Source organism: Limimonas halophila (genome assembly GCF_900100655.1).
Lineage (GTDB): Bacteria > Pseudomonadota > Alphaproteobacteria > Kiloniellales > Rhodovibrionaceae > Limimonas > Limimonas halophila.
Window position 1 is genome coordinate 387,772 of the sequence record NZ_FNCE01000002.1, and the last position, 23,287, is coordinate 411,058.

At 68.6% G+C, this 23,287-nt stretch carries 21 protein-coding genes; 11 read left to right on the forward strand and 10 right to left on the reverse strand.

Features of this window, described 5'->3' with window-relative positions; genetic code table 11:
• Window positions 1–174 precede the first annotated feature (174 nt).
• Window positions 175–1,773 carry a peptide chain release factor 3 gene (locus tag BLQ43_RS04845; protein ID WP_090018987.1) on the forward strand — a complete coding sequence of 533 codons (1,599 nt, stop codon included), beginning with the start codon at window positions 175–177 and terminating at the stop codon, window positions 1,771–1,773.
• Window positions 1,774–1,890: 117 nt separating this feature from the next.
• Here BLQ43_RS04845 and BLQ43_RS04850 read toward each other — a convergent pair whose 3' ends face one another.
• The 5 genes from BLQ43_RS04850 to BLQ43_RS04870 form a co-directional block, all read right to left on the reverse strand.
• On the reverse strand, window positions 1,891–2,112 hold the full coding sequence (locus BLQ43_RS04850) for a hypothetical protein (RefSeq protein WP_090018988.1): 222 nt from the start codon (window positions 2,110–2,112) through the stop codon (window positions 1,891–1,893).
• 76 nt (window positions 2,113–2,188) lie between these two features.
• Window positions 2,189–2,647, reverse strand: a complete 459-nt coding sequence (locus BLQ43_RS04855) for a hypothetical protein (protein WP_143006160.1) — start codon at window positions 2,645–2,647, stop codon at window positions 2,189–2,191.
• Window positions 2,648–2,839: 192 nt separating this feature from the next.
• Window positions 2,840–3,325 carry a bacterioferritin gene (gene bfr / locus BLQ43_RS04860; protein WP_090018990.1) on the reverse strand — a complete coding sequence of 162 codons (486 nt, stop codon included), beginning with the start codon at window positions 3,323–3,325 and terminating at the stop codon, window positions 2,840–2,842.
• A 139-nt stretch (window positions 3,326–3,464) separates the two neighbouring features.
• Entirely contained in the window at window positions 3,465–3,617 is a 153-nt protein-coding gene (locus BLQ43_RS04865) for a (2Fe-2S)-binding protein (RefSeq protein WP_218119121.1), read from the reverse strand.
• A gap of 158 nt (window positions 3,618–3,775) precedes the next feature.
• A complete protein-coding gene (locus tag BLQ43_RS04870) occupies window positions 3,776–4,447 on the reverse strand; it encodes a Fe2+-dependent dioxygenase (protein ID WP_090018992.1) in 672 nt (223 codons plus the stop codon).
• Window positions 4,448–4,577: 130 nt separating this feature from the next.
• On the opposite strand from BLQ43_RS04870, the gene BLQ43_RS04875 reads away from it, so the two are divergent.
• The gene (locus BLQ43_RS04875) at window positions 4,578–5,498 is read left to right on the forward strand and encodes a 4-helix bundle domain-containing protein (protein WP_090018993.1); all 921 of its coding nucleotides are present in this window, start codon (window positions 4,578–4,580) and stop codon (window positions 5,496–5,498) included.
• A gap of 24 nt (window positions 5,499–5,522) precedes the next feature.
• Here the strand turns inward: BLQ43_RS04875 and BLQ43_RS04880 are convergent, their stop codons facing one another.
• Complete coding sequence (locus BLQ43_RS04880; protein WP_090018994.1) at window positions 5,523–7,202, reverse strand: thiamine pyrophosphate-binding protein; 1,680 nt, start codon at window positions 7,200–7,202, stop codon at window positions 5,523–5,525.
• A 54-nt stretch (window positions 7,203–7,256) separates the two neighbouring features.
• On the opposite strand from BLQ43_RS04880, the gene BLQ43_RS04885 reads away from it, so the two are divergent.
• From BLQ43_RS04885 to BLQ43_RS04925, 9 genes are all read left to right on the forward strand, one after another.
• Window positions 7,257–8,222: a ChaN family lipoprotein gene (locus tag BLQ43_RS04885; RefSeq protein WP_176758523.1), complete on the forward strand. Its 966-nt coding sequence runs from the start codon at window positions 7,257–7,259 to the stop codon at window positions 8,220–8,222.
• Window positions 8,223–8,308: 86 nt separating this feature from the next.
• Window positions 8,309–9,334, forward strand: a complete 1,026-nt coding sequence (locus BLQ43_RS04890) for a flagellar motor protein MotB (RefSeq protein ID WP_090018996.1) — start codon at window positions 8,309–8,311, stop codon at window positions 9,332–9,334.
• A gap of 120 nt (window positions 9,335–9,454) precedes the next feature.
• Window positions 9,455–10,933 carry a circularly permuted type 2 ATP-grasp protein gene (locus tag BLQ43_RS04895; RefSeq protein WP_090018997.1) on the forward strand — a complete coding sequence of 493 codons (1,479 nt, stop codon included), beginning with the start codon at window positions 9,455–9,457 and terminating at the stop codon, window positions 10,931–10,933.
• Complete coding sequence (locus tag BLQ43_RS04900) at window positions 10,926–11,894, forward strand: alpha-E domain-containing protein (protein WP_090018998.1); 969 nt, start codon at window positions 10,926–10,928, stop codon at window positions 11,892–11,894. Before BLQ43_RS04895 ends, BLQ43_RS04900 begins: the two co-directional genes overlap by 8 nt.
• A gap of 103 nt (window positions 11,895–11,997) precedes the next feature.
• Entirely contained in the window at window positions 11,998–12,810 is an 813-nt protein-coding gene (locus tag BLQ43_RS04905; RefSeq protein WP_090018999.1) for an arginyltransferase, read from the forward strand.
• 132 nt (window positions 12,811–12,942) lie between these two features.
• Complete coding sequence (locus BLQ43_RS04910) at window positions 12,943–14,052, forward strand: TRAP transporter substrate-binding protein (RefSeq protein WP_090019137.1); 1,110 nt, start codon at window positions 12,943–12,945, stop codon at window positions 14,050–14,052.
• A 66-nt stretch (window positions 14,053–14,118) separates the two neighbouring features.
• A complete protein-coding gene (locus BLQ43_RS04915; RefSeq protein WP_090019000.1) occupies window positions 14,119–14,664 on the forward strand; it encodes a TRAP transporter small permease subunit in 546 nt (181 codons plus the stop codon).
• A gap of 9 nt (window positions 14,665–14,673) precedes the next feature.
• Entirely contained in the window at window positions 14,674–16,317 is a 1,644-nt protein-coding gene (locus tag BLQ43_RS04920) for a TRAP transporter large permease (RefSeq protein WP_090019001.1), read from the forward strand.
• 95 nt (window positions 16,318–16,412) lie between these two features.
• Window positions 16,413–17,357 carry a bifunctional 5,10-methylenetetrahydrofolate dehydrogenase/5,10-methenyltetrahydrofolate cyclohydrolase gene (locus BLQ43_RS04925; protein ID WP_090019002.1) on the forward strand — a complete coding sequence of 315 codons (945 nt, stop codon included), beginning with the start codon at window positions 16,413–16,415 and terminating at the stop codon, window positions 17,355–17,357.
• Window positions 17,358–17,718: 361 nt separating this feature from the next.
• On the opposite strand, the gene parC is transcribed toward BLQ43_RS04925, so the two are convergent.
• The 4 genes from parC to BLQ43_RS04945 form a co-directional block, all read right to left on the reverse strand.
• Window positions 17,719–19,959, reverse strand: a complete 2,241-nt coding sequence (parC, locus tag BLQ43_RS04930) for a DNA topoisomerase IV subunit A (protein ID WP_090019003.1) — start codon at window positions 19,957–19,959, stop codon at window positions 17,719–17,721.
• Between the two features lie 61 nt (window positions 19,960–20,020).
• Window positions 20,021–20,749 (reverse strand): DNA repair protein RecO, encoded by a 729-nt coding sequence (gene recO / locus BLQ43_RS04935; RefSeq protein ID WP_176758524.1) that lies wholly within the window; start codon window positions 20,747–20,749, stop codon window positions 20,021–20,023.
• A gap of 44 nt (window positions 20,750–20,793) precedes the next feature.
• Complete coding sequence (locus tag BLQ43_RS04940; protein ID WP_143006161.1) at window positions 20,794–21,384, reverse strand: GNAT family N-acetyltransferase; 591 nt, start codon at window positions 21,382–21,384, stop codon at window positions 20,794–20,796.
• A gap of 108 nt (window positions 21,385–21,492) precedes the next feature.
• The gene (locus tag BLQ43_RS04945) at window positions 21,493–23,199 is read right to left on the reverse strand and encodes a methyl-accepting chemotaxis protein (RefSeq protein WP_090019005.1); all 1,707 of its coding nucleotides are present in this window, start codon (window positions 23,197–23,199) and stop codon (window positions 21,493–21,495) included.
• Between the last annotated feature and the right edge of the window lie 88 nt (window positions 23,200–23,287).

Consider the following 23,287-nt stretch of genomic DNA (forward strand, 5'->3'; position numbering starts at 1 on the left):
CGCGGCGGCACGGGTTGTCCCGGGGAAACGGGGCGGGGGCGGGGGCGCGGTCGCAGCACCCGCCCGCGCGGACTCTAGACACAACCCGGCGCGGGCGGCAATTTCTTGCGCCGCACGGCCGGGCGGCCCATATGCGGGACAGCCCGAACACTCCCAAAAGACGGAGAGCGCCCGTTGGACGCCGCTGTTTCGCACGACGGCGCCGGGTCGGATCTTGAGCGCGAGGTCGCGCGTCGGCGCACCTTCGCCATCATCTCCCACCCGGACGCCGGCAAGACCACGCTCACCGAGAAGCTGCTGCTGCTGGGCGGCGCGATCCACCTGGCCGGTCAGGTGAAGGCGCGCGGCGAGCGCCGGCGCACGCGCTCGGACTGGATGTCGATCGAGCAGCAGCGCGGCATCTCAGTCTCCACGGCCGTCATGCGCTTCGACTACGACGGCCACGCCTTCAACCTGCTGGACACGCCGGGCCACGAGGACTTCAGCGAGGACACCTACCGCACGCTGACGGCCGTGGATGCGGCCATCATGGTGCTGGACGCCGCCAACGGCATCGAGACGCAGACGCGCAAGCTGTTCGAGGTCTGCCGCCTGCGCGACATCCCCATCGTCACCTTCATCAACAAGATCGACCGCGAAGGCCAGGACGCCTTCCAGCTGCTGGACGAGATCCAGGAAACGCTGGCCCTCGACGCCACGCCCATGAGCTGGCCCGTCGGCATGGGCGGCATCCTGCAGGGGATGTACGACCTCGCCGGCCGGCGCTTCCTGCCCTACGCACGCCACGGCGAGCACCCCGAGCCCGTCCAGGCCGAGCCCGCCGAGATCGCCGAGCGCCTGCCCGCGGATCAGGCCGAGCAGTTCCTGGAGGAAGCCGAGCTGGTGCAGGAGGCCTGCCCGGCCTTCGACGCCGAGGCCTTCCGGGCCGGCACGATGACGCCCGTTTTCTTCGGCAGCGCGCTCAAGGAGTTCGGGGTCGAGGAGCTGCTGTGGAACCTGGGCCGCATGGCGCCGCCGCCGCGCACCCAGCCGGCCGAGCCCGCGCCCGTGGAGCCGACCAACCAGAAGGTCAGCGGCTTCGTCTTCAAGGTCCAGGCGAACATGGACCCCAACCACCGCGACCGCGTGGCCTACTTCCGCCTGTGCTCCGGCCGCTTCGAGCGCGGCATGAAGCTGAAGCAGCCGCGCACCGGCAAGACGACGGCCGTGCACAACCCCATCATGTTCTTCGCCCAGGACCGCGACCTGGCCGAAGAGGCGTGGCCCGGCGACATCCTGGGCATTCCCAACCACGGCACGCTGCGCGTGGGCGACACGCTTTCCGAGCGCAGCGACCTGCGCTTCACCGGCATTCCCAACTTCGCGCCGGAAATCCTGCGCCGCGTGCGCCTGGCCGATCCCATGCGCGCCAAGCACCTCCAGCGCGCCCTCACCGACCTGGCCGAGGAAGGCGTGACGCAGGTGTTCCGGCCGGTGGTGGATTCCAGCTACATCGTCGGCGTGGTGGGGCAGTTGCAGCTGGATGTGCTCGCCCAGCGCATCGAGACGGAATACAAGGTGCAGGCGCGCTTCGAGCCCTCGCCCTTCGACACCTGCCGCTGGGTGACGGCGGACGACGAGGACGAGCTGCAGCGCTTCATCGACCGCAACCGTTCGGCCATCGCCGAGGACCGCGACGGCGCGCCCGTCTACATGGCGCGCAACTTCTTCGACCTGAACCGCATCCAGGAAGAAAACCCGAAGATCCGCTTTTCGGCCACGCGCGAGCGGTAACGTCAACTCACACGCAAACGCCCGGCCCAATGGAGGCCGGGCGCTTCGCATCCACGTTTTGGTGAGGGCGTAGCCGGTGCGCGCGGTGTTTGAACCCCGCCAGCGCGCAGGAGTGGATCAGACCGCCCCGATCACGTCCACGCCGACTGCCAGCGCCACCACAAGCGCCGCCAGCCCCGTCATCGCGCCAACGGCCAAGCACATCGTCCGGTTCGTGGTGCACACCTCGCGCGCGGCGACGAAAAGGCTGGCGCGGCAGCAGCCACGGCGATGGCCGTCGCTCTTCGCGGACGCCTGCACATTCGCGCGGTCCGGGGCGTGCATGGTGGTCTGGCTCATGGCCCAGCCTCCTTGCGAACCATTCGCAGGATAGTGCAACTGCAACTCACTTGCAAGGCTCTCGACGGGCCAAAGATCAATGCAGCCGCCGTCGGGCCGGGCTGCGGTCCCAGGCAAGGCCCACGGGCATTTCCGCCGCATCCAGACACCGTCCGAAGCGCGCCGCGTGCAGCGCGGCATCGCGGGCCGCCACCGGCGGCATCCAGGCCCCGAAGTAACGGGTGGCCGTTACGCGGTCCCCGGCCTGAGCCGTCTGGATCGCTGCCAGGACACAGCTTTCATCCGCCGTCACCGGGCGGCAGCGGCAGCCGCCGAACGACAGCTTGCCCTCTGCCGTGCGGCCGATGAGGTCCAGCACGGCGTGAATCTCCTCCAGCCCATCCGGAACGCCGGCGAGGTCCAGGCCGCGCCGCAGGCACGGCATCGCGGGCTCGCGTTCGTGCATGTGGCGCACCCACACGCGCACGCACCAGAGGGTGAGCTGGGCCCCGGCGCTCAGCGTCTTCACGTCCCGATCCGCAAACAGCCCGGTCACGGTCGCCTCCCCTGCCAGCTTCGGTGCTGGGGGAGTCTTTACTGCAATTGCAAATCATTCGCAATAGTGGATGATGACCCGAGGCATCCGGTTTCGGCGGCGGCGTGCGCCGCGGCGGCAACGAAAAACGGCGCGGCGAGCTGGAAGCCCGCCGCGCCGTACGTCGCGTAGCCGGTCCGGTGAAAGCTGCGCTTACTCGGCCTGGTCCGCCGAGGCCGCATTGAGCTGCGTGTAGCGTTCCACGCCCACGCGCTCCAGCAGGTCGAGCTGGGTTTCCAGATAATCGATGTGCTCTTCCTCGTCGCGCAGGATCTGCTGGAAGAGATCGCGGCTGGGGAAGTCGCCAATCTTCTCGGCGTAGGGAATGGCCTCGCGCAGCTCGGGCAGCGCGCTGTATTCCAGCTTCAGATCGAGTTCGAGGATTTCCTTCACGTTCTCACCGATCATCAGCTTGTCCAGATCCTGAAGGTTCGGCACACCTTCCAGGAAAAGAACCCGCTGGATCAGCCGATCGGCGTGATTCATCTCCTCGATGCTTTCATTGTATTCTTTCGTTCCCAACTTGGAGACGCCCCAATCGTGGAGCATCCGGGAATGCAGAAAGAACTGATTGATCGCCGTGAGCTCGCGCTTCAGCGACTTGTTCAGGTATTCGACGATTTTTTGGTCGCCCTTCATGGAGATGCCTCTGACCGCTGCGTGTTCGTGCACCGTGGTTCCAGGCACGGCGTAGCACGGATGGCGCCGAACCCCAAGACGTTCGGCCTCTCCAGCGGAGAGGGCTGAGCCAAAAGGGCGGAAACTTGGGCTGTGGGCGCTACCCCTCGGACGGGGGATGCGCGGCCGCGCCTTCCAGAAACGCGCCGCCGGCGTTCGCGGGCTGCTGGTGCTCGCGCAGGATGTCGCGGATGGCACCGGCGCACTTGCCGCACTGGGGCTGACAACCGCACTGGCGGTAGACTTCGCTCACGGAGCACTGCCCCGCACAGGCACGGACATGCTTGTCGGAAAGCGCGTTGCAGAGACAGACGAGCACGGCGGCCGATCCCTCAGTCTTGCGAACGAATTGCATTTGCAGGTGAGCACGCGCAGGGCGTGCCGTCAAGGCCGGTTTGACCCCACATACGGTCAGGTTTCGGCCCACATCCGCAGCAGGTTGGCGTGGCTTTTGGAGAGCTGGTCGAACTCCGCGGATTTGCCCTCGCGCTGGAAAAGCGAGCGCCGCGCCGTGTCCAGGTCGAACAGGATCTCGCGGTGCTCGGGCGCGCGCACGAGGCTCTGCGCCCACGACACCGCGACCTCCCGCGTGCCGCTGGTCACGGGCGCCACGTGGTGCAGCGTGGTTGAGGGATAGGTGATCACCGAGCCGGCATCGAGCTTGTAGGTCTGCTCGCCGCCCGGCCCTTCGATCACCAGCTCACCGCCCTCGTAGCTCGCCGGATCGCTGAGGAAGACGGTCATGGAAACGTCCGAGCGCATCGTGCCGGATTCCGTGCGCATGAGCGCGTCGTCCACGTGCGAGCCGTAGGTCTGCCCGCCACTGTAGCTGGAAAACAGCATGCTGCGCAGGTGGCGGGGGCGCACCGCCGCCTGGAACACCGCGCTTTCCATCAGGGCGTTGTGGATGATGGCGCTCGCGCGGGTGGCGACCTCGCCGCCGGCGAGCTGGCTGTTGTCCTTGACCAGCCGGGCGTGCCAGCCGGCGGTCTGCTTGCCGTCCACATAGGTTCCGCGGCTCAGCAGCTCGCGCACCTCGGCGAGTTGCTCGGCGGACAAGACATCGGCGATGCACACGATCACGGCGCTGCCCCCTTCGCTGCGCGCGTTTTTGCGGCCTGACCGGCGATCTTCTATTGCAGATGCAATTCATTCTCAATAGCACGGTTCGCGGGACCGCCCATGACGGGCGCAGCAAGCACGGGAGGACACGATGGCCAACAACCGCGTCAAACTCTGGGTCGGGCTCGGCGCCGCGGCCTTCGCGGCGGGCGCGGGCCCGCAGGCGGCCGCCGCCGACACCGGCAGCCCGGCCACGGCCGGGGAGATGCCCGCCGCCATCCAGCTCGCCAGCGCCGGCGGCGAGGGCGGCGAAGGCGGTGAAGGCGGCACCGCCCTGCCCGACGACCAGAAGAACCTCTACCGCATCCTCTTCTTCGAGAGCCACCTGCGTGTATCGAAGCAGCTCGTCGACGCGGGCGCCATCGACCAGGCCAAGACGCACGCCGGGCACGTCGTCGAGCACCTGGACGGCCACATCGGCCACGAGCTGGACGAATACGGCTTCGACACGGACGACCTGAAGGACGCCGCCGAGGAACTGGTCGAGCGCATGGAGGACGGCGCCGGCACCGAGGCCATCCACGCCGGCTGGGGCCGCGCCATCCACGCGCTGAGCGAGCTGAAGCTCGGCATTCCGGCGATCAAGCAGCAGGACCCGGACTACGTCATGTCCGTGGCGACAGCGTTGCTGCGCAAGGCGAACGCCGAATACGCCGCTGCGGTGCAGGACCGCCAGCTCGTCAACCGCGCCGAATACCAGGACGCGCGCGGCTTCGTCTGGACGGCGCGCGACCTGATCGGCACCGCCGCCGGCGAGCTGCGCGGGCGCGACGCCGACGCCTTCGACGGCCTGCTGGAGAAGTTCGCGACCCTCATGGCCGCGTTCCCGAGCCCGACCGGCCCCGACAGCACGCCGACCGAGCCGGGCGAGGTGTCGGCCACGGTCTCGCAGATCGAGCTGAGCATGAGCGGCCTCTACGTCGGCGGCCGCCCCGTCGCCGCCGAAGGCGGTGAAGGCGGCGAAGGCGGCGACGGCGGCGAAGGCGGTGAGGGTGGCGAAGGCAGCCACTGACCGCTAGCTACTGACCGCTGGCCGCTAACCGCCAGCCTTCTGCCCCAGCGCGGCCGCGCGGATGGCGCTCAGGCTGCGCTGGGGCGTGATCGCCTCCGGGTCCGTGCGCACCTCGATCAGCGTGGGGCCGTCCGCCGCCAGGGCGCGCTCCACCGCCGGCGCAAACTGCCCCGTTTCCGTAACCGTTTCCGCGTGCGCGCCCTGGGCCCGCGCCTGCGCGGCGAAATCCGGGGTGTGCAGGTCGGTCGCCACCGGGCGGCCGGGATAGTGCTTTTCCTGGTGCATCCGGATGGTGCCGTGCATCCGGTTGTTCACCACGATCACGACCACGCTCGCGCCCGCCTGGACGGCGGCCACCATCTCCTGCGCCGTCATCTGGAAGCAGCCGTCGCCGGCGAACGCGATCACGGGCCGATCCGGCGCGTGGAGCTTGGCGGCGATGGCGGCCGGGAGGCCGTAGCCCATCGACCCCGAGGTCGGCGCGAGCTGCGTGCCGTGGCGGCGGAAGCGCATGTAGCGCCCCACGAAGGCCGCATAGTTGCCGGCGCCGTTGGTGACGACCGCGTCCTCGGGAAGGCGCTCCGCCAGCCATGCCAGCGCCTCGCCGAGCTGCACCTCGCCCGGCACCGCCAGCGGCCGAATCCAGTCCCGGTAGGCGGCGTGCGCGGCCTCGGCGGCCCCGGCCCACGGCGGCGAGGCAATCGGCGCCAGTGCATTGGCCGCGTCGAAGAAGCACGCCGGATCGGCCTGAAGCGCCAGCGCGGCCTGATGCACGCGCCCAAGGCAAGCGTCGGCCGGATGGACGTGGATGAGCGTCTGCCGCGGCCCGGGCGATTCGATCAGGCCGTGGCCGCCGGTCGTGACATCGCCCAGCTCCGTCCCCACCGCCAGAACGAGATCGGACTCCCGCACCCGCTGCGCCAGTTCGGGATTGGGCGCGAGGCCCAACTCGCCCGCGTAGCAGGGGTGGTCGTTGTCCACCGCGTCCTGGCGACGGAAGGCAACGGCGAGCGGCAGATCGTTGGCCTTCGCGAATTTTTCGGCACCGGCGCGGGCGCGCTCGCTCCAGTGCGGGCCGCCGGCGATCACGATGGGCCGCTCGGCCGCCGCCAGCCGCTCGCGCAGGGCGGTCATCGCTTCCGGCGCGGGCACAGGGGGCTGCATCGGCGTTGCGCGGACGTCCGGACGCTCGGTTGCGGCCGTCAGCACATCCTCCGGCAGCGCCAGCGCGACGGGCCCGGGCCGGCCCGAGGTGGCCGTCGCCACCGCGCGGGCGAACAGCTCGGGAATGCGGTGCGGGTCGTCGACCTCGGCGGTCCACTTCGCCATGCCGCCGTAAAGCGCCGAGATGTCGAGATCCTGGAACGCGCCGCGGTCGCGCTGGCGCCGGGCCACCTGCCCGACCAGCACGATCAGGGGCGTGGCATCCTGCTGCGCCACGTGGACGCCGCTCGCGGCGTTCGTCGCGCCCGGCCCGCGCGTGACGAAGCAGATGCCCGGCTGGCCGGTGAGCTTGCCGTGAGCCTCCGCCATCATCGCCGCGCCGCCTTCGTGGCGCGCCACGGTGAGGTCCACGGCGGGCGTGTCGTGGAGCGCGTCGAGCGCGGCCAGATAGCTCTCCCCGGGCACGCAGAAGACGCGCTCGACGCCGTTGGCCACGAACTGATCGACCAGGCAGCGGCCACCCATGCGGGGGTCGGTCATGCGCTGCGCTCCCGCCTTGCCGGGCTACGCCCCGGCGCCCATCGTTGGCCGATGATGACGCGCATCTCCCGCCTCCTGCTCTGCCTCGCCGTCCTCGTGGGCGCCGCGCCCGCCAGCGCGGGCGATCCGCCGCCGCTGCCGGAAGCATGGCGCAGCGAGCAAGGCCGCGGCCATCCCCTTGTCGGCACGATCCACGACGTGGCGGCCGGCGAACGCATCGCCCCGGCCACGCTGATCGAGCGGACCGCGGGCGCGCGCTTCGTCCTGCTGGGCGAGACGCACACCAACCCCGACCACCACCGTTTGCAGGCGTGGATGCTGCGGGCGCTTGTGGCGCAAGGTCAGCATCCCGCCGTCATCTGGGAAATGATCGATCAAACTCAGGACGATGTGCTTCGCCGTTACCAGCACGAGCCGAGTGCGCGCGCGGCTGTGCTCGGCAACGCCCTCGACTGGTCGGACAGCGGCTGGCCGGCGTGGCGACTGTATCAGCCCATAGCGGAAACGGCACTCGCCCACGGCCTACCGATGCACGCGGGCGCCGCCGGCCGCGCGGAGCGCTCAGCTGTGGCACACAAGGATCTGACAGCCCTGGATCTTGAACGGCGGCGGTCCCTGGCACTCGACACCCCGCTCCCGGAGCCGTCGGCGGCGGGTCTCCGCGAGCGCCTGGAAGCCGCGCACTGCGGGCAGATGCCCGCCTCGGCCATCGATGCCATGCTCGCCATGCAGCGGCTGCGCGACGCGACCCTGGCGGATTCCCTGCTGAACGCGGCGGACGACGCCGGCAGCGCCGTGCTCATCGCTGGCAGCGGCCACGTGCGGGCGGACTGGGGCGTTCCCTGGTACCTGCGCCAGCGCGGCGAAACCGGGGTCGTCACGGTTGCCTTCCGCGAGGTCCGCGCGGACACGACCGACGCCGCCGCCTACCTACCGGCGACGACGGCAACCCCCGCCTTTGATTATCTCTGGTTCACACCCCGCGCCGCCGCCAGCGAGCGCGACTGCTCCGATTCCTGACGGTTTCGGCGGGCACCTCAACGCGATGTTAACGCTCACACACCCTAAAGTGCGCGGGCGCGCGTGCACGGTTTCGGAATCGCAAGATGGCCGAGAAAGACGACAACCAGCCTCCCATCGTCATCAAGAAAAAGAAGCGAGGCGGGGAAGAGGAAGGCCACGGCGGCGCCTGGAAGGTCGCCTATGCGGATTTCGTGACCGCCATGATGGCCTTCTTCCTGTTGATGTGGCTGCTGAACGCCACGACGGAGGAGCAGCGCTCGGGCATCGCCGACTACTTCTCGCCCGTCAGCGCCAGCGACAGCACCAGCGGGGGCGGCGGCGTGCTGAGCGGCCAGACCGCGGCCAAGGACGGCGCCCTCACCAGCCGCACGGCGCCGGTGGGCATGAACATGCAGGTTCCGGCGGCACCGCCGACGAGCGGCTCGCAGAGCGAAGGCGACGAGGGCGGCGGCAGCGGCGAGCAGGGCGCGGAGCAGCTCAAGCAGGCAGAGCTGAAGATCAAGGAAGCCATCCAGCAGTCCGCCGACCTGCAGGACCTGCAAGAGCACGTCGAGCTGGAGCGCACGGATCAGGGCCTGCGCATCCGCATCATGGACCGCATCGAGGAAACGATGTTCGAGCAGGGCAGCGCCGAGCCGCGCGAGAAGACGCGCACGCTGCTCCGGGAAATCGCCGACAACATCTCGGGCTCGTCGAACCCGCTCGTGATCAAGGGCCATACCGACGCCACGAGCTTCGGCGACGGCGCCACGGGCTACAGCAACTGGGAGCTGTCCAGCGAGCGCGCCAACGCCGCCCGCCGCATCCTCGTGGAGGCGGGGATAACGGCCGACCGCATCGATCAGGTCGTGGGCGCGGCCGATCAGAACCTGCTCCTGCCCGACGATCCGACGGATCCCCGCAACCGCCGCATCTCCATCCTGCTCGTCCGCCAGGAGCGCAAGACCGTGGCCGAGGAAGGCCCGGTCAGCACGCCGGCCAACGGCGCGGCGACAAATGGCGCCACCAACGCGGGCGAGGGCCGGGAGCCAGCCGGCGACGAAACGCCGCCGGACGGAAGCCAGCAGCCCGGCGGGCCGAGTCTGTTCGAGGACGCCGACGGCGGCTGAATCATCGGTCGTGCCCGGGGGCCTGGAGCCCGCCGAGCGGCGATGTTCGCTTGCACGTCGTTGAGGGCCTCGGCACGATCCGGCGATACGACGGAATCGCCTTCAAGACCGGGCGGGGGCATGGCGAACGAGACGGCTGAATCCGGACACGATCCCCTTCTCGAGGATGGCCTCCTGGCCGACTACGAGCCGGGGGATGCCTACGACGAGTTCCTGGGCCTCAAGTCCAGCGTGAGCGCCAACACGGCGGCCATCCTGGACCGCATCAACCGGATGGACCTGGAAACGCTGCGCGAACGCGCGCGCGATGCCGAGCTGGACCTCTACAACTTCGGCATCACCTTCACGGTGCAGACGGAAAAGGATCACATCGACCGCATCCTGCCGTTCGACGTGATCCCCCGCATCATCACGGCCGGCGACTGGGACCGGATCGAACGCGGCGTGCGCCAGCGCGAAACCGCGATCAACGCATTCCTCTGGGACATCTACCACGACCGGCACATCCTCAACGACGGCACGCTGCCGCGCGACCTCGTGCTGGGGAACGAGAACTACCGCCCGGAAATGGAAGGGCTGGACGTCGCGCACGGCACCTACGTCCACATCAACGGTACCGACCTCGTGCGCGGGCACGATGGCGAATTCCGCGTGCTGGAGGACAACTGCCGCAACCCGTCGGGCGTCTCCTACGTGGTGGAGAACCGCCACCTGATGCTCCGGGGCTTCCCCGACCTGATCAACGCCCTGCCCGTGCGGCCCGTGTCGAACTACGGCCAGCGCCTGCGCGAAGCGCTCGGCGAGATCGCGCCCGCCGGGATCGAAGAGCCGGTCGTGGTGGTGCTGTCGCCGGGCACGTACAACTCCGCCTACTTCGAGCACATCTTCCTGGCGCGCGAGATGGGCGTGCCGCTGGTGGAAGGCCGCGACCTCGTGGTCGAGGACGACCACGTCTACATGAAGACGATCCGCGGCCTGCAGCGCGTGGACGTGATCTACCGCCGCATCAACGACGACTTCCTCGACCCCGACGCCTTCAACCCGCACAGCCTGCTGGGTGTGCGCGGGCTGATGCGCTGCTACGCCAAGGGCACCGTGGCGCTGGCAAACGCCGTCGGCACCGGCGTGGCGGACGACAAGGCCGTCTACGCCTACATGCCGCGAATCATCCGCTACTACACCGGGGAAGAGCCCATTCTGCCGAATGTGGAAACCCACATCTGCCGCGAGCGGGAAGGCCTGCAGTACACCCTGGACAACCTGGACAAACTGGTGGTGAAGCCGGTCAACGAGGCCGGCGGCAAGGGCATCACGATGGGCCCCCACGCCTCGGCGGCGGAGCTGGAAGCCTGCCGCCAGCGCCTTTTGGACACGCCGCACGCCTACATCAGCCAGCCCATGGTCAACATCTCGGTGTGCCCGACGCTGACCGAGGAGGGCATTCAGCCGCGCCGCGTGGACCTGCGGCCCTTCGCGGTGACGGGCCGCGCCACCTGGGTGCTGCCGGGCGGGCTGTCGCGCGTGGCGCTGCGCCGCGGCTCGATGATCGTCAATTCCTCCCAGGGCGGCGGATCGAAGGACACCTGGATTCTTGAGTAACCTGCTTGCCCGCTACGCCGACGCGATCTTCTGGCTGGCGCGCTACGTGGAGCGCGCGGAAGACGTTGCGCGCATCCTCGACGTCAACGAAACCTTCTCCCGCGACAGCCGCGGCGATCAGAACTGGCGCTCGGTGCTGCAGATCTACGCGGACCAGCCGCGCTTCTTCGCCGCGCACGAGGAGGCCACGGCGGAGGCCGTGATCCACTTCTACACCCTGGACGCCAGCAATCCGGCCTCGATCCTCAACGACATCGGCCAGGCGCGCTCCAACGCCCGCATGCTGCGGCCGCTGATTTCCACGGAGATGTGGACGCAGCTCAACATCTTCTACAACCGCCTGCGCCAGATGTCCTCGCGCGAGGTCGCGGAGCCGCGCTTGTCGCGGTTCTGCGGCTTCGTGAAGGAAAACTGCCAGGCTCACACCGGCATCACGGAAGGCACCTTCTACCGCGACGAGGGCTGGCACTTCTACCGCCTGGGCCGCGCCGTGGAGCGTGCCGACCAGACCACGCGTCTGCTGGACGTCAAATACCACCTGCTGCTGCCGTCCGTGGAGCACGTGGGCTCGCCCCTGGACGTCAGCCAGTGGAACGCGCTGCTGCGCTCGGCGGCGGCCTACCACGCCTTCCGGCGCATGCACCCCAGCGGCATGACAGCGGCGGACGTGGCCGGCTTCCTGATCTTCCACCGCACCTTCCCACGCTCCATCGCCGCCAACGTCGATGCCATCGAGGCCAACATCGCCGACCTGCGCCGGCGCTACGAGTTGGAAAACGGGGCCGCGGCCCTCGAGCGCATTCAGGCCGTGCGCCGGAGCCTGGACAACGAAACGATTTCCGACATCATCCGGCGCGGGCTGCACGAATACCTCGACGGGCTCCAGCAGGAGTTGAACGCGGTTTCGCGCGAACTGGGCGAGGCCTTCTTCGGCCACGCGCCGCGTCATCCGGCGGCCTGACGCTGGCCGACCGCGCCGGTGGAAGCGGGGCCGCGGCTCGCTTGCCGGCTGCCGAAACACCTTCTGGACGCCGGCCCCGGGCCGGCGCCACCCTACGGGAACGATGACCGAGCGCCGCACAATCCCTGGACACGTGCTGCCGTTGGCCGGCCAGCGGCCGGTGCTGCGCCGGTTTGTGGTCTTGCGTGAAACGCCCTGCCCGTACCTGCCGGATCGCAACGAGCGCAAGGTCATCACCGACCTGAACGGGCCGGACGCCAACACCGCGTACGGCGAGCTGTCGCGGGCGGGATTCCGGCGCAGCCACCTCTTCGCCTACCGACCCGCCTGCCGGGGGTGCAGCGCGTGCATCCCGGTGCGGGTGGTCGCGCCCGCCTACGCCCCCTCGAAGTCGCTGCGCCGGATCGCGCGCAAGAATGCCGACCTCGCCGTGAGTCTGCGGCCGCCCGTGGCCACGGAAGAGCAGTACCGGCTGTTCACCCGCTACGTTCAGGCCCGGCACGCGGGCGGCGACATGGCGCGCATGACCTTCGCCGACTACGAGCCGCTGGTGGAGGATTCCGCCGTGACGACTCGCGTGGCCGAGTTCCGGCGGCCGGACGGCACCCTGGCGGCCGGCTGCGTGGTGGACCTTCTGGATGACGGCACCTCGGCGGTCTACAGCTTCTACGACACCTCGGAGCCGGGGCGCAGCCTGGGCACCGCGGTCATCGACTGGCTGATCCGAGCCACGGCGGACGGCTACGGGCGCAACGTGTACCTGGGTTATTGGGTGCCCCAGGCCCCCAAGATGGCTTACAAGATCCGATTCCGGCCTATCGAGCTGTTGCGCGACGGGACTTGGGAGCCGCTGACCACGCCGGCGCCCGGTGGTGCACATTCCGGCGACGATACGGAACGCCTCACAAGGCTATGATCGGCGCTGTAAGCGACCCGATGCGGCTCCGCACGCCCAACGGGTTGTGCGGTGCGGCGCCTTGTCCCAAAGTTTGACCCTGCCATGCGTTCGATGCATGACAAGCAAACCAACTCCGAACGGGAGGGTGACATGGAACGGAGAAAGTTTCTTCGGGGGACCGGTGCCGCCACGGTGGCCGGCGCCGCCGCGGCCGCGTCCAGCTTCTCGGCGCCTGCGATCGCGCAGAACAAGCGCGAGCTGAAAATGGTTACCACCTGGCCCAAGAACTTCCCGGGCCTGGGAACCTCGGCGCAGCGGCTGGCCGACCGCATCTCCAAGATGTCCGAGGGCCGCATCAACGTGAAGCTCTTCGCCGCCGGCGAGCTGGTGCCGGCGTTCGAGTCCTTCGACGCGGTGCGCAACAACACGGCGCAGATGTACCACGGCGCGGAGTACTATTGGCAGGGCAAGTCCCAGGCGTTCCCGTTCTTCGCCGCCGTCCCCTACGGCTTCACGGCCACCGAGATGCACTCCTGGATCCATCACGGCGGCGGTCAGGAGCTTTGGGACGAGCTGGCCGCGGACTTCAACATTAAGCCCTTCATGGCCGCCAACACCGGCGTTCAGATGGCGGGCTGGTTCCGCGAGCCCATCAGCTCGCTTGAGGACATGAAGGGCCTGAAGTTCCGCATGCCCGGCCTCGGCGGTGAGGTCCTGCGCCAGATCGGCACCTCGGTCGTGAACCTGCCCGGCGGCGAGCTGTTCCAGGCCCTGCAGTCCGGCAACATCGACGCCACCGAGTGGGTCGGCCCCTGGAACGACCTGGCCTTCGGCTTCTACAAGATCACCAAACACTACTACTGGCCCGGCATGCACGAGCCCGGCACGACGCTGTCCTGCGGCATCAACAAAGAGGTGTGGGACAGCTTCTCCGAAAGCGATAAGGCCATCATCGAGGCCGCCTGCGGGGCCGAGAACAACAACAGCTTGGCCGAGTTCAACTCCCGCAACAACGACGCCCTGCAGACGCTCATCAACGAGCACGGCGTCCAGCTGCACAGGATGCCCGACGAAATCATGAAGCAACTCGGCGAGGCCGCCGGTGACGTCATGGCCGACACGGCCAAGGAGGACGACATCACGCGCCGCGTCTACGAGAGCTACATGGATTTCCGCAAGAAGGCGGTCGCATGGTCCAAGCGCGCGGACCAGGGCTACATGAACATCCGCGACCTGCCTTTCGACTACACAAAATCGTAAAAACGCATTCCGGCCGGATCGTCCCGCGCGGTCCGGCCGGCTCTGCCCGACGGGGAGGGGGCTGACGTGAACGCGCTCGCCAGCTTGGTACGGGGTATTGACCGGCTCAACGAGGGCGTGGGCCGTGGGGCTGCGTGGCTGACGATCCTGCTGGTCCTCGTCCAGTTCGTCGTCGTCATCCTCCGGTATGTCTTCGGCGTCGGCTCGCTGTGGCTGCAGGAGCTGATCGTCTACCTGCACGCTTTCAACTTCATGCTCGGGTCCGGCTACACGCTGCTGCACGACGGCCACGTGCGCGTCGACATCCTGTATCGCGGGGCCGCGATGCGCCACAAAGCGTGGGTGGATCTCCTGGGCAGCATCGTTCTGCTGATCCCCGTTTGTGTGCTGATCTTCCTCTACAGCTACCCCTACGTGGCGAACGCCTGGGCCAGTTTCGAAGGCTCGGAGGAAACCAGCGGCATCCAGGCCGTTTTCCTGCTCAAAACCGTGATTCTCGCCTTTGCGGTCCTGGTCGGGCTGCAAGCGCTTTCGCTGGCCGCGCGGTCCTTGTTGCGGCTGCTCGGTCGGCCGCTCGCGGATTCCAGCCAGGCAACACCAGAACACGCGTAAGGGGCGGTCATGGCGCTCGGGGACACCCTTAACGTCCTGATGATTCTGTCCATCTTCGGGACGCTCATCGCCGGCTTTCCGGTGGCCTTCACGCTGGCGGGCGTCGCCCTGGTCTGGGCCGGCATCGGTCTGGCTCTGGGCGCGTTCGACCCCTCGATCTTCGGCGCGCTGCCCTCGCGCATCTACGGCGGCGCGATGACCAGCGTGGTGCTGATTGCGGTGCCACTGTTCATCTTCATGGGCGTGATGCTGGAGCGCTCGCGCGTAGCCGAGGAGTTGCTCGACACGATGGGCAAGCTCTTCGGCAACCTTCGCGGTGGCCTCGGCATCTCGGTCGCCGTCGTGGGCGCCCTCATGGCCGCTTCCACCGGGATCATCGGCGCGACGGTCATCACGATGGGCCTGCTGTCGCTGCCCACGATGCTCAAGCGCGGTTATGACCCCAAGCTGGCGTGCGGCGCCATCAGCGCCTCGGGGACGCTCGGCCAGATCATTCCGCCATCCATCGTGTTGGTGATTCTGGGCGTCCAGATCTCGAACGCCTACGTCGACGCCCAGCGCGCGGTCGGCAACTGGTCGCCCGAGCCGGTTTCGATCGGCGACCTCTTCGCCGGCGCGCTCATTCCCGGCCTCCTGCTGGTCAGCCTCTACATCGCCTACATCATCGCCGTGGCCTTCTGGAAACCGGACGCCGCACCGACCGTTCCCCGCGAGGAAGGGGAAGAAGGCTGGTTCATGTTCAGGAAGGTCATGCGCGCGCTGGTGCCGCCGGTCGCGCTGATCGTCGCGGTGCTGGGCTCGATCCTGATGGGCATCGCCACGCCGACCGAAGCGGCCTCGGTCGGTGCCGTCGGCGCGACGCTGCTCGCGGGCGTGCGCCAGGTGGAACTCGGCGAGGTTTCCGCTCCCGTGGCGGGCCGCAAGCTGCACACGCGTGTGCTGGCCTTCATCGACCGCGGGGGCCGCCGCCCGCCCATCCACGCGGCGCTGGCGCTGGTCGTGATGCTGGTGCTGTCCGGAACAATGGACCTGCGCGTGAAACGCGACGTCATCCCCGTCGACGACGCGATCGCGATCGGCATCGCCCTGCTCGCGTGCGCGGTGCTCGCCTGGGGGATGCTCGTCTCCCTCCTGCGGGTCTACCGCAGCGGCGTGCTCGTTTCCTCGATGCGCTCGACCATGATGGTCAGCGCCATGGTGTTCGTGATCCTGATCGGCGCGACAGTGTTCTCGCTCGTCTTCCGCGGCTTCGGCGGCGAGGAGATGATCCACCACGTGCTGAGCAACATGCCGGGCGGCCTGCCCACGGCCATCTTCATCGTCATGGTGGTGATGTTCTTCCTGGGCTTCTTCCTCGACTGGATCGAGATCACCTTCGTCGTGGTGCCCATGGTCGCGCCGGTGCTGCTGCAAAGCGACATCTCGCCCGTGTGGCTGGGCATCATGATGGCGGTGAACCTGCAGACCTCCTTCCTGACGCCGCCATTCGGATTCGCGCTCTTCTACCTGCGCGGCGTCGCGCCAGAGGAGGTGCACACGAAGTCGATCTACCTGGGTGCCCTGCCGTTCGTGATCATCCAGCTCATTGGCTTGGGACTCCTGGCTGTATTCCCCGGCCTCGCCACCTGGCTGCCCAACGTCATCTACGGCTGAACACGCGCCGGCAGGTGGGCGCGCTTGAACGGGGCCCACCTGCCGGAGTATGGCCGGCCACGACACGCAATCCGCGAACCTGGGGGAGGCCGCTGATGTCGACATCCACCGCGCACAAGCAGGATCCGAAGACCGACCACAAACTGATCGACGGCCGCGGCGTCGCGATGGGCATCCGCGACGGCGTCGCCAAGCGCATTGCACGCCTGCGCGAGGCCAACTGGCAGCCCCGCCTGGTTTCGCTGGCGGTCGGCGCCGCCGAGCCCGCCAAGCTCTACATCCGCAACCAGCGCAAGGTCGCCGACAAGCTCGGCATCGAATTCGACGACCGCTACTACGACGAGAGCATCACGCGCGAAGAGCTGCTCGCCACGATCCAGGCCCTCAACGCCGATCCGAGCGTGACGGGCATCATCCTGCAGCGGCCCCTCCCCGACCACCTGCCCATGAAGGAGCTGCAGTCGGCCGTCCACCCGCTCAAGGACGTGGAGGGCATGCACCCCTCCTCCATCGGCAACATCGTCTACGACGACCTCGTGCTCGGCCCCTGCACCGCCGTCGCCGCCGTGGAGATGCTCAAGTCCACGGGCCTCAACCTGCCGGGCCTGGAGGTCGTCGTGGTCGGCCACTCCGTCATCGTGGGCAAACCGATCGCTTTCCTGCTCATGTCCGAGGGGGCGACGGTCACGGTGTGCCACCACATGACGCGCAACCTCACCGTCCACTCGCGGCGGGCGGACGCCGTGTTCGTGGCCGTGGGCAAGCCGCAGCTCATTACCGGCGACATGATCAAGCCCGGATCGGCGCTGATCGACATCGGCATCAACCAGATCGAGGACGAGCAGGGGAACACCAAGGTCGTCGGCGACGCCGATCACGACAGCTGCTACGATGTCGCCGGCTGGCTCACACCCGTCCCCGGCGGTGTCGGCCCGGTGACCGTCTCCGTGCTCATGCAGAACGTCGCCAAGGCGGCCGAGCTGCAAAAGCGCCACTACGAGCGTGAGTTCGGCGAAGCGGATTTCGTCGTCAGCAGCTAACCACCAAAGATGATCTTTGGAAACGTCTGTCACTCGACACCGGTGTACCGCTGCTGACGAATGGGACACTCATGACCAAAGATGACCTTTGGAAACGTCTGTCACTCGACACCGGTGTCCCGCTGCTGACGAACGGGACACTCACAACCAAAGATGATCTTTGGGAACATCTGTCAGCAGATGTTGACGTCCATCCGACGCGTTTGCGTCACTCGCGACCGAAGGCGATCCTTGGAATAAAGATAATCTCTGGAAACGTCTGTCAGGAGACGCAGGCGACCGCATCGGAACAACCCGGAGCGGCCCTGGCACAACGTTGATAGGGACGGCTGACGGCGGGGCGTGATCGCCCCGCCGGCCGTCATCCGAAGTTGTTGCTTCGCGGGAAGCCGCTCGGCACCTGGCGGCCGGTCTGCCCGCGCCGGCCCAGCCACGCGTCCAGCTCGGTCACGGTGCGCGTGCGGCCGCTGCTCGTCGTCCACGTCAGCCCGTTGGCCGCGTTGAACGCGGACGCATCGGCCAGCGCGCCCTTGCCCGGCCGCATCAGCAACGGCCCACGGCCCTTGTTGCGCTCCGGCACCTCCGACAGCGGGAACACCAGCAGCTTCCGCTGCGTGCTCGCCAGCGCCAGGTGATCGGCGTCCGCCGGCACCGGGCGGCACAGCACCACGCGCGCACCCTCGGCCGGGTCGACCACCTGCTTGCCGCCCTTCTTCTGCGCCACGAGCCCGTCCTCGCCGGTCACGAAGCCACGCCCGTCGTCGCAGGCGAGCAGCAGCTTCCGCCCGCCCTGATACACCAGCATCGTCACGATGTTCGCCGCGTCCGGCAGGTCGAGCAGGAGGTTCAGCGGCTCGCCGTAGCCGCGCCCGCCCGGCAGGCGGTCGGCGCCCAGGGTGTAGACGCGGCCGTCGTTGGTGAGGATCAGCAGTTTGTCCGTGGTGTGGGCGTGCACGGCGAAACGGTGGCGGTCGCCCTCCTTGACCTTCACGTCCGAGGTGTCCCCGCTGTGCCCCTTGAGCGCGCGCACCCAGCCCTTGGCGCTCAAGAGTACAGTGATGGGCTCGCGCGACACCACGGCCTCGGTGGGCACCTCCACCGGCTCCGGCGGATCGGCGACCTCGCTGCGGCGGCGGCCCAGCTCGGTGTCGGGGCCGAAACGCGCCCGCATCTCGCCCAGCTTGCCGTCGATGCGCGTCCAGCGGGCCTCGCTGCTGTCCATGAGCGTTTGCAGGTCGGCCTGCTCGGTTTCCAGCTGGGCGCGCTCGTCGCGGATCTTCTGCTCTTCCAGCTTGCGCAGGGCACGCAGGCGCATGTTCAGGATGGCGTCCGCCTGCACCTCGGTCAGCTCGAAGCGCTGCATCAACTCCGGACGTGGCTGGTCGTTCTCCCGGATGATGCGGATGACCTCGTCCAGGTTCAGGTAGGCGGCCAGATAGCCGTCCAGCACCTCGATCCGACGCGCGATCTCGGCCAGCCGGTGGCGCGTGCGCCGCACGAGCACGGTGTGCTGGTGGTCGAGGAAGGCGGACAGCACCTCCTTGAGGTCCATGACGCGCGGCGTGGTGTCCTTGTCCAGCACGTTCATGTTCAGGCCGAGCCGCGTTTCCATCTCGGTCTGCTTGAACACGGACTCCATCAGCACCTGCGCGTCCACGTTGCGGCTGCGCGGCTCCAGCACCACGCGCACTGTGTCCGCCGACTCGTCACGGATGTCGTTCACGGCCGGCAGCTTGCGGTTGGCGATCAGGTCCGCGATCTTTTCCACCACGCGCGCCTTGGCGACCTGATACGGCATCTCGGTGACGACGACCTGATAGGTGCCGCCCTTGAACGTCTCGGTGTGCCAGCGCGCGCGCAGCCGCAGCGAGCCGCGCCCGGCCGCGTAGGCCTCCACCAGCGTGTCGCGCGATTCCACCAGCACGCCGCCGGTGGGCAGGTCCGGCCCCGGCATGTGCGCGACCAGATCGGCGATCGCGGCGTCGGGCTCGGCGATCAGGTGGCGCGCGGCGTCCAGCACCTCGCCCGCGTTGTGGGGCGGGATGTTGGTCGCCATGCCGACGGCGATGCCGTGAGCCCCGTTGGCGAGCAGGTTGGGGAACCCGCCCGGCAGGACCACGGGCTCCTGCCCCTCGCCGTCGTAGGTCGCACGGAAGTCGACGGCGTCCTCGTCCAGCCCCTCCAGCAGCGCCATGGCCACGTCGGTCAGGCGCGCTTCCGTGTAGCGCATGGCCGCGGGGTTGTCGCCGTCGATGTTGCCGAAGTTCCCCTGCCCTTCGACGAGCGGGTAGCGCTGGGCGAAGTCCTGCGCCAGGCGCACGAGCGCGTCGTAGACGGCCTGGTCGCCGTGCGGGTGGTACTGACCGATGACGTCACCGACCACGCGCGCGGCCTTCTTGAAGCCCTGGTCCGGGCGCAGGCGCAGCTGGCGCATGGCGTAAAGCAGCCGGCGGTGCACCGGCTTCAGGCCGTCGCGCACGTCGGGCAGCGAGCGCGAGACGATCGTGGACAGGGCGTAGCTGAGGTACCGGTCCGCGAGCGCGTCGGCGAGGCGTACGTCGCGCACCTCGCCGCCCGGCTCCTCGCCGAGCAGGTCGGTCATCAACGGCTCCGTGCTGTTCGGGCCTCCGGTCTAGCGGGGCGCCACCGCCGCGTCCATCGTCTTACCCCTCGTCGGCGAGCCGGCGCATCGTGGCCGCGAGCCGTTCGCGCGCGGGCGGCAGGGTGAGATCCGCGGGCTCGAGGATGTGGCGCTCCAGGAAGAACGCCGTCAGCCGCAGGCCCTGCGCGACCTCCCACGGCCCGCCGCCGCCGTATCCCGCGAGGAACCCCGGCAGCGGCAGCAGCTTGGCGCTGTAGGGTTCGCCGGCGTCTGCCGAGACGGCGCGGCCCGAGCGCGGGCTGACGTAGACAAGCCGTCCGCTGCCGCCGCCGGCGCAGCGCCGCAGATCCAGCCCGAAGCCCAGTTCGCGCAGCACCTGCACCTCCCACTGCACGTAGGCTTCCGCCCAGGCGTCGTGGTGCAGCGCCTCGATCAGCGCCTGCGTGCCGTCATAGATGGGCGTGTGCACCTCGCGCTCGGGCAGCGCACGGTCGGCCACCGCCATCGCCGACGCCAGGGCCGTCAGCCGGTCCGGCATCTCCAGCAGGTTGGCGAAGGGGCTGTGCAGCGGCTCGCAGGTGTAGGCGCCCAGGTGCTCGGCCAGCCGGCCGCGCCAGCGCGCCTGCACCGTCGTGCCCGGCTGATAGGTGGCGCGGTTGCGCTTGCCCTGCGCGCCGCGCGCCAGCCCGGCGTGCTTACCGTGCTCGCGGGTCAGCAGGTGGACGATGGCCGCGTCCTCGCCGTGCGGCTGGGTGGAGAGGACGATGCCCTCGTCGAGCCACTCGATCATGCCCGCAAGATGGCGCTGTGCAGCGGAAAGTTCCAGCAGTGTGGTCAGGCCTCCGCCGCGTCGGCCTGCGGCCGCGGGGCCGTGAGATCGAAGCCGACGCGGGCCAGCGCCGTGCTCTCCGCCGTCGCTTCTTCGAGGAGCGAGCTGAGGCTCGGCCACGGCGTTGCGATGCGGCTGGCGAGCTGGCCGTTGTCGTGGGTGATCTCGCCGCCGTGGCGACGGGCGATGCGGCGCATCATGGCGTTCTCGGCCAGGCAGAGCATTTCCACCCGGCGCACCACGCGGTTGCGCGCGATCAGCAGAAGCCGCCCCACCAGCGCGGTGCCCAGACCGCGCCCGCGCACCGCGCGCTCCACGCTCACTGACGCCTCCGCCGTGGTTACGGCCGCGCCCGGCATGCGGACCAGTTCCGCCGCGCCGCGCAGTTCGCCATCGAGGAAGCAGCCGACGACGTCGCTGTTCATCCAATCGATGGCGTGAACATAGCGGCGAATGGCGTCGTCACCCGTCGGCGCGCAGAAGCGCATGCGGCGGTCGCACGCATCCAGGCGCAGGAGGTGCGCCTCAAGCAGCGGGCGCTCGGGCGGCCAAAGCCGGCGGACCACCGCGCCGTCGGGAAACTGAGATTCAGCCACGGCGAACCTCCATTGTGCGCTGCACCTACCAAACAATGTGGCTCTTCCGCCGTTTTTGGCCCGTTTAGATTGCGCTGCACACGCGTGACGGCGGTGTGGCCGTGGCCGTCAGCTCGCCTTCACGGTTTCGAGAAAGCTTTCGATCTCCCGGCGCAGCTCGTCGCGCTGCCCGGCAAGGCGATCGGCCGTATCCTTCACCTGATCGGCCGATGCGCTCGTGGTCTCCGCCGCTTCTTTCAGCCCCTCGACGTTTTGCGAGACGTGGCGCGTGCCGTCGGATGCCTCGTGAATGTTGCGCGCGATCTCCTGCACCGAGCTGTTCTGCTGCTGGCTGGCGGAGGCAACCGAGCCCGCGATCTCGTTGAGTTGCTGGATGATCTCGGCAACGCCCTGCATCGCGGGCACGGTGTTGGCGACGCCCTCGTGCATCTCCGCGATCTTTTGGCGAATGTCCTCCGTGGCCTTCTGGGTCTGGTTGGCCAGGGTCTTGACCTCGTCGGCGACGACGGCGAAGCCCTTGCCGGCCTCGCCCGCGCGCGCGGCCTCGATCGTGGCGTTGAGGGCAAGCAGGTTCGTCTTCTCCGCGATGTCCTGGATCAGCGTGACGACCTCGCCGATCTGGTTGGTGCCGTCGCGGAGCCCCTCCACGCGCTGCATGGCGTCGCGGGCCTGGCTGTCCGCCTGTTCCGCCATGCCCGAGGTCTTTTCGACCTGACTGCTGACCTCCTGCACCGAAGACGAAAGCTCCTCCGTCGCCGAGGCCACGGTCTCCACGTTCGACGCCGCCTGCGCCGCCGAGGAAGCCACATTGGCGCTCTGCTCGCTGGCGGTGCCGGCCGTGGACGCCATCTCGCGCGCCGTGGCCGTCAGGTCGTCCGCGGACTCCTTCAGGGTTTGCAGGCTGTTGTGGATCTTGTTCTCGAACGCTTGGGTGGCTTCGAGGATTTCCTGCGAGCGTTCGGCCTTGCGCCGTGCCTCGGCTTCCTGCTCGGCGATCACCTGCTTGCGCTCCACCTCCGCGCGGCGGAAGGCGTCCATGCTCTGTGCGATCGCGCCGATCTCGTCGCGGGCGTCGGCGTAGGGCACCTCGACCTCGGTGTCCCCGTCGGCAAGCCGGCGCAACCGGTCGGTGACGGCGGCGAAGGGCACAGTGATGCTGCGGTTAATGCGCCAGGCGATCGCGGCGAAGACCGCGACGGTGAGCCCGCTGATGGCGAAGAGCCACCACGCGCTGTTCCAGTAGGCGGCCTCGACATCGTTCACGTACATGCCATGTGCCACGTACCAGCCCCACGGCTCGAAGCCTTTGACGTAGGTTATCTTGGGCTGCGGCGCATCGTGGCCCGGCTGCGGCCACATGTAGGTGACCATGCCGTGGCCCGCGCGCGCCTTGCGGCGCAGCGCCTTGAACAGCGGTTTGCCGTTGGGATCGGTGACGTCGATCACGTCCTTCTCGGTCAGGCCGGGCTTGATGGGATGCATCACCATCTGGCCCTGCATGTTGCCGACGAAGACGTAGCCGGAATCGCCGTAGCGCATCGCCGCCAGCGCATCGAGGGCGGCCTGCTTCGCCTGATCGACCGGCATGTCACCGGCCCGCGCAAGCCCGTGGTAGTGCTCCAGCACGCCGTGCGCGGTCTGGGTTATGTGGCGCACCTTGGCGCGTCGCTCGGCCATCATGCTGTCGTAGAGATCGGTCAGGCTGGCCGTCATGGCGCCGACCATGCCCAGCAAGGCCACGGCCGCGAGCGCCCCCAGGCGCTTGCCGATGCTGAAGCGCGCGAGCATGCCCCGATCGTCCTGCGTCGCCGTCATCGTCCCCACCCGTCGTTCGATTCGCCACGTTCACGACGCTGAGTTTAACCGCGACGCGTAAACAACGGACAAAGAAGCCCAAAAATTT

Coding starts and splice junctions, on each gene's coding strand:
- BLQ43_RS04850 (WP_090018988.1), bottom strand. CDS start 2,112: ATGAGCCAGACCACCATGCACGCCCCGGACCGCGCGAATGTGCAGGCG.
- bfr (WP_090018990.1), bottom strand. CDS start 3,325: ATGAAGGGCGACCAAAAAATCGTCGAATACCTGAACAAGTCGCTGAAG.
- BLQ43_RS04875 (WP_090018993.1), top strand. CDS start 4,578: ATGGCCAACAACCGCGTCAAACTCTGGGTCGGGCTCGGCGCCGCGGCC.
- BLQ43_RS04880 (WP_090018994.1), bottom strand. CDS start 7,202: ATGACCGACCCCCGCATGGGTGGCCGCTGCCTGGTCGATCAGTTCGTG.
- BLQ43_RS04885 (WP_176758523.1), top strand. CDS start 7,257: ATGACGCGCATCTCCCGCCTCCTGCTCTGCCTCGCCGTCCTCGTGGGC.
- BLQ43_RS04890 (WP_090018996.1), top strand. CDS start 8,309: ATGGCCGAGAAAGACGACAACCAGCCTCCCATCGTCATCAAGAAAAAG.
- BLQ43_RS04895 (WP_090018997.1), top strand. CDS start 9,455: ATGGCGAACGAGACGGCTGAATCCGGACACGATCCCCTTCTCGAGGAT.
- BLQ43_RS04905 (WP_090018999.1), top strand. CDS start 11,998: ATGACCGAGCGCCGCACAATCCCTGGACACGTGCTGCCGTTGGCCGGC.
- BLQ43_RS04910 (WP_090019137.1), top strand. CDS start 12,943: ATGGAACGGAGAAAGTTTCTTCGGGGGACCGGTGCCGCCACGGTGGCC.
- BLQ43_RS04920 (WP_090019001.1), top strand. CDS start 14,674: ATGGCGCTCGGGGACACCCTTAACGTCCTGATGATTCTGTCCATCTTC.
- BLQ43_RS04925 (WP_090019002.1), top strand. CDS start 16,413: ATGTCGACATCCACCGCGCACAAGCAGGATCCGAAGACCGACCACAAA.
- parC (WP_090019003.1), bottom strand. CDS start 19,959: ATGACCGACCTGCTCGGCGAGGAGCCGGGCGGCGAGGTGCGCGACGTA.
- recO (WP_176758524.1), bottom strand. CDS start 20,749: ATGATCGAGTGGCTCGACGAGGGCATCGTCCTCTCCACCCAGCCGCAC.
- BLQ43_RS04945 (WP_090019005.1), bottom strand. CDS start 23,199: ATGACGGCGACGCAGGACGATCGGGGCATGCTCGCGCGCTTCAGCATC.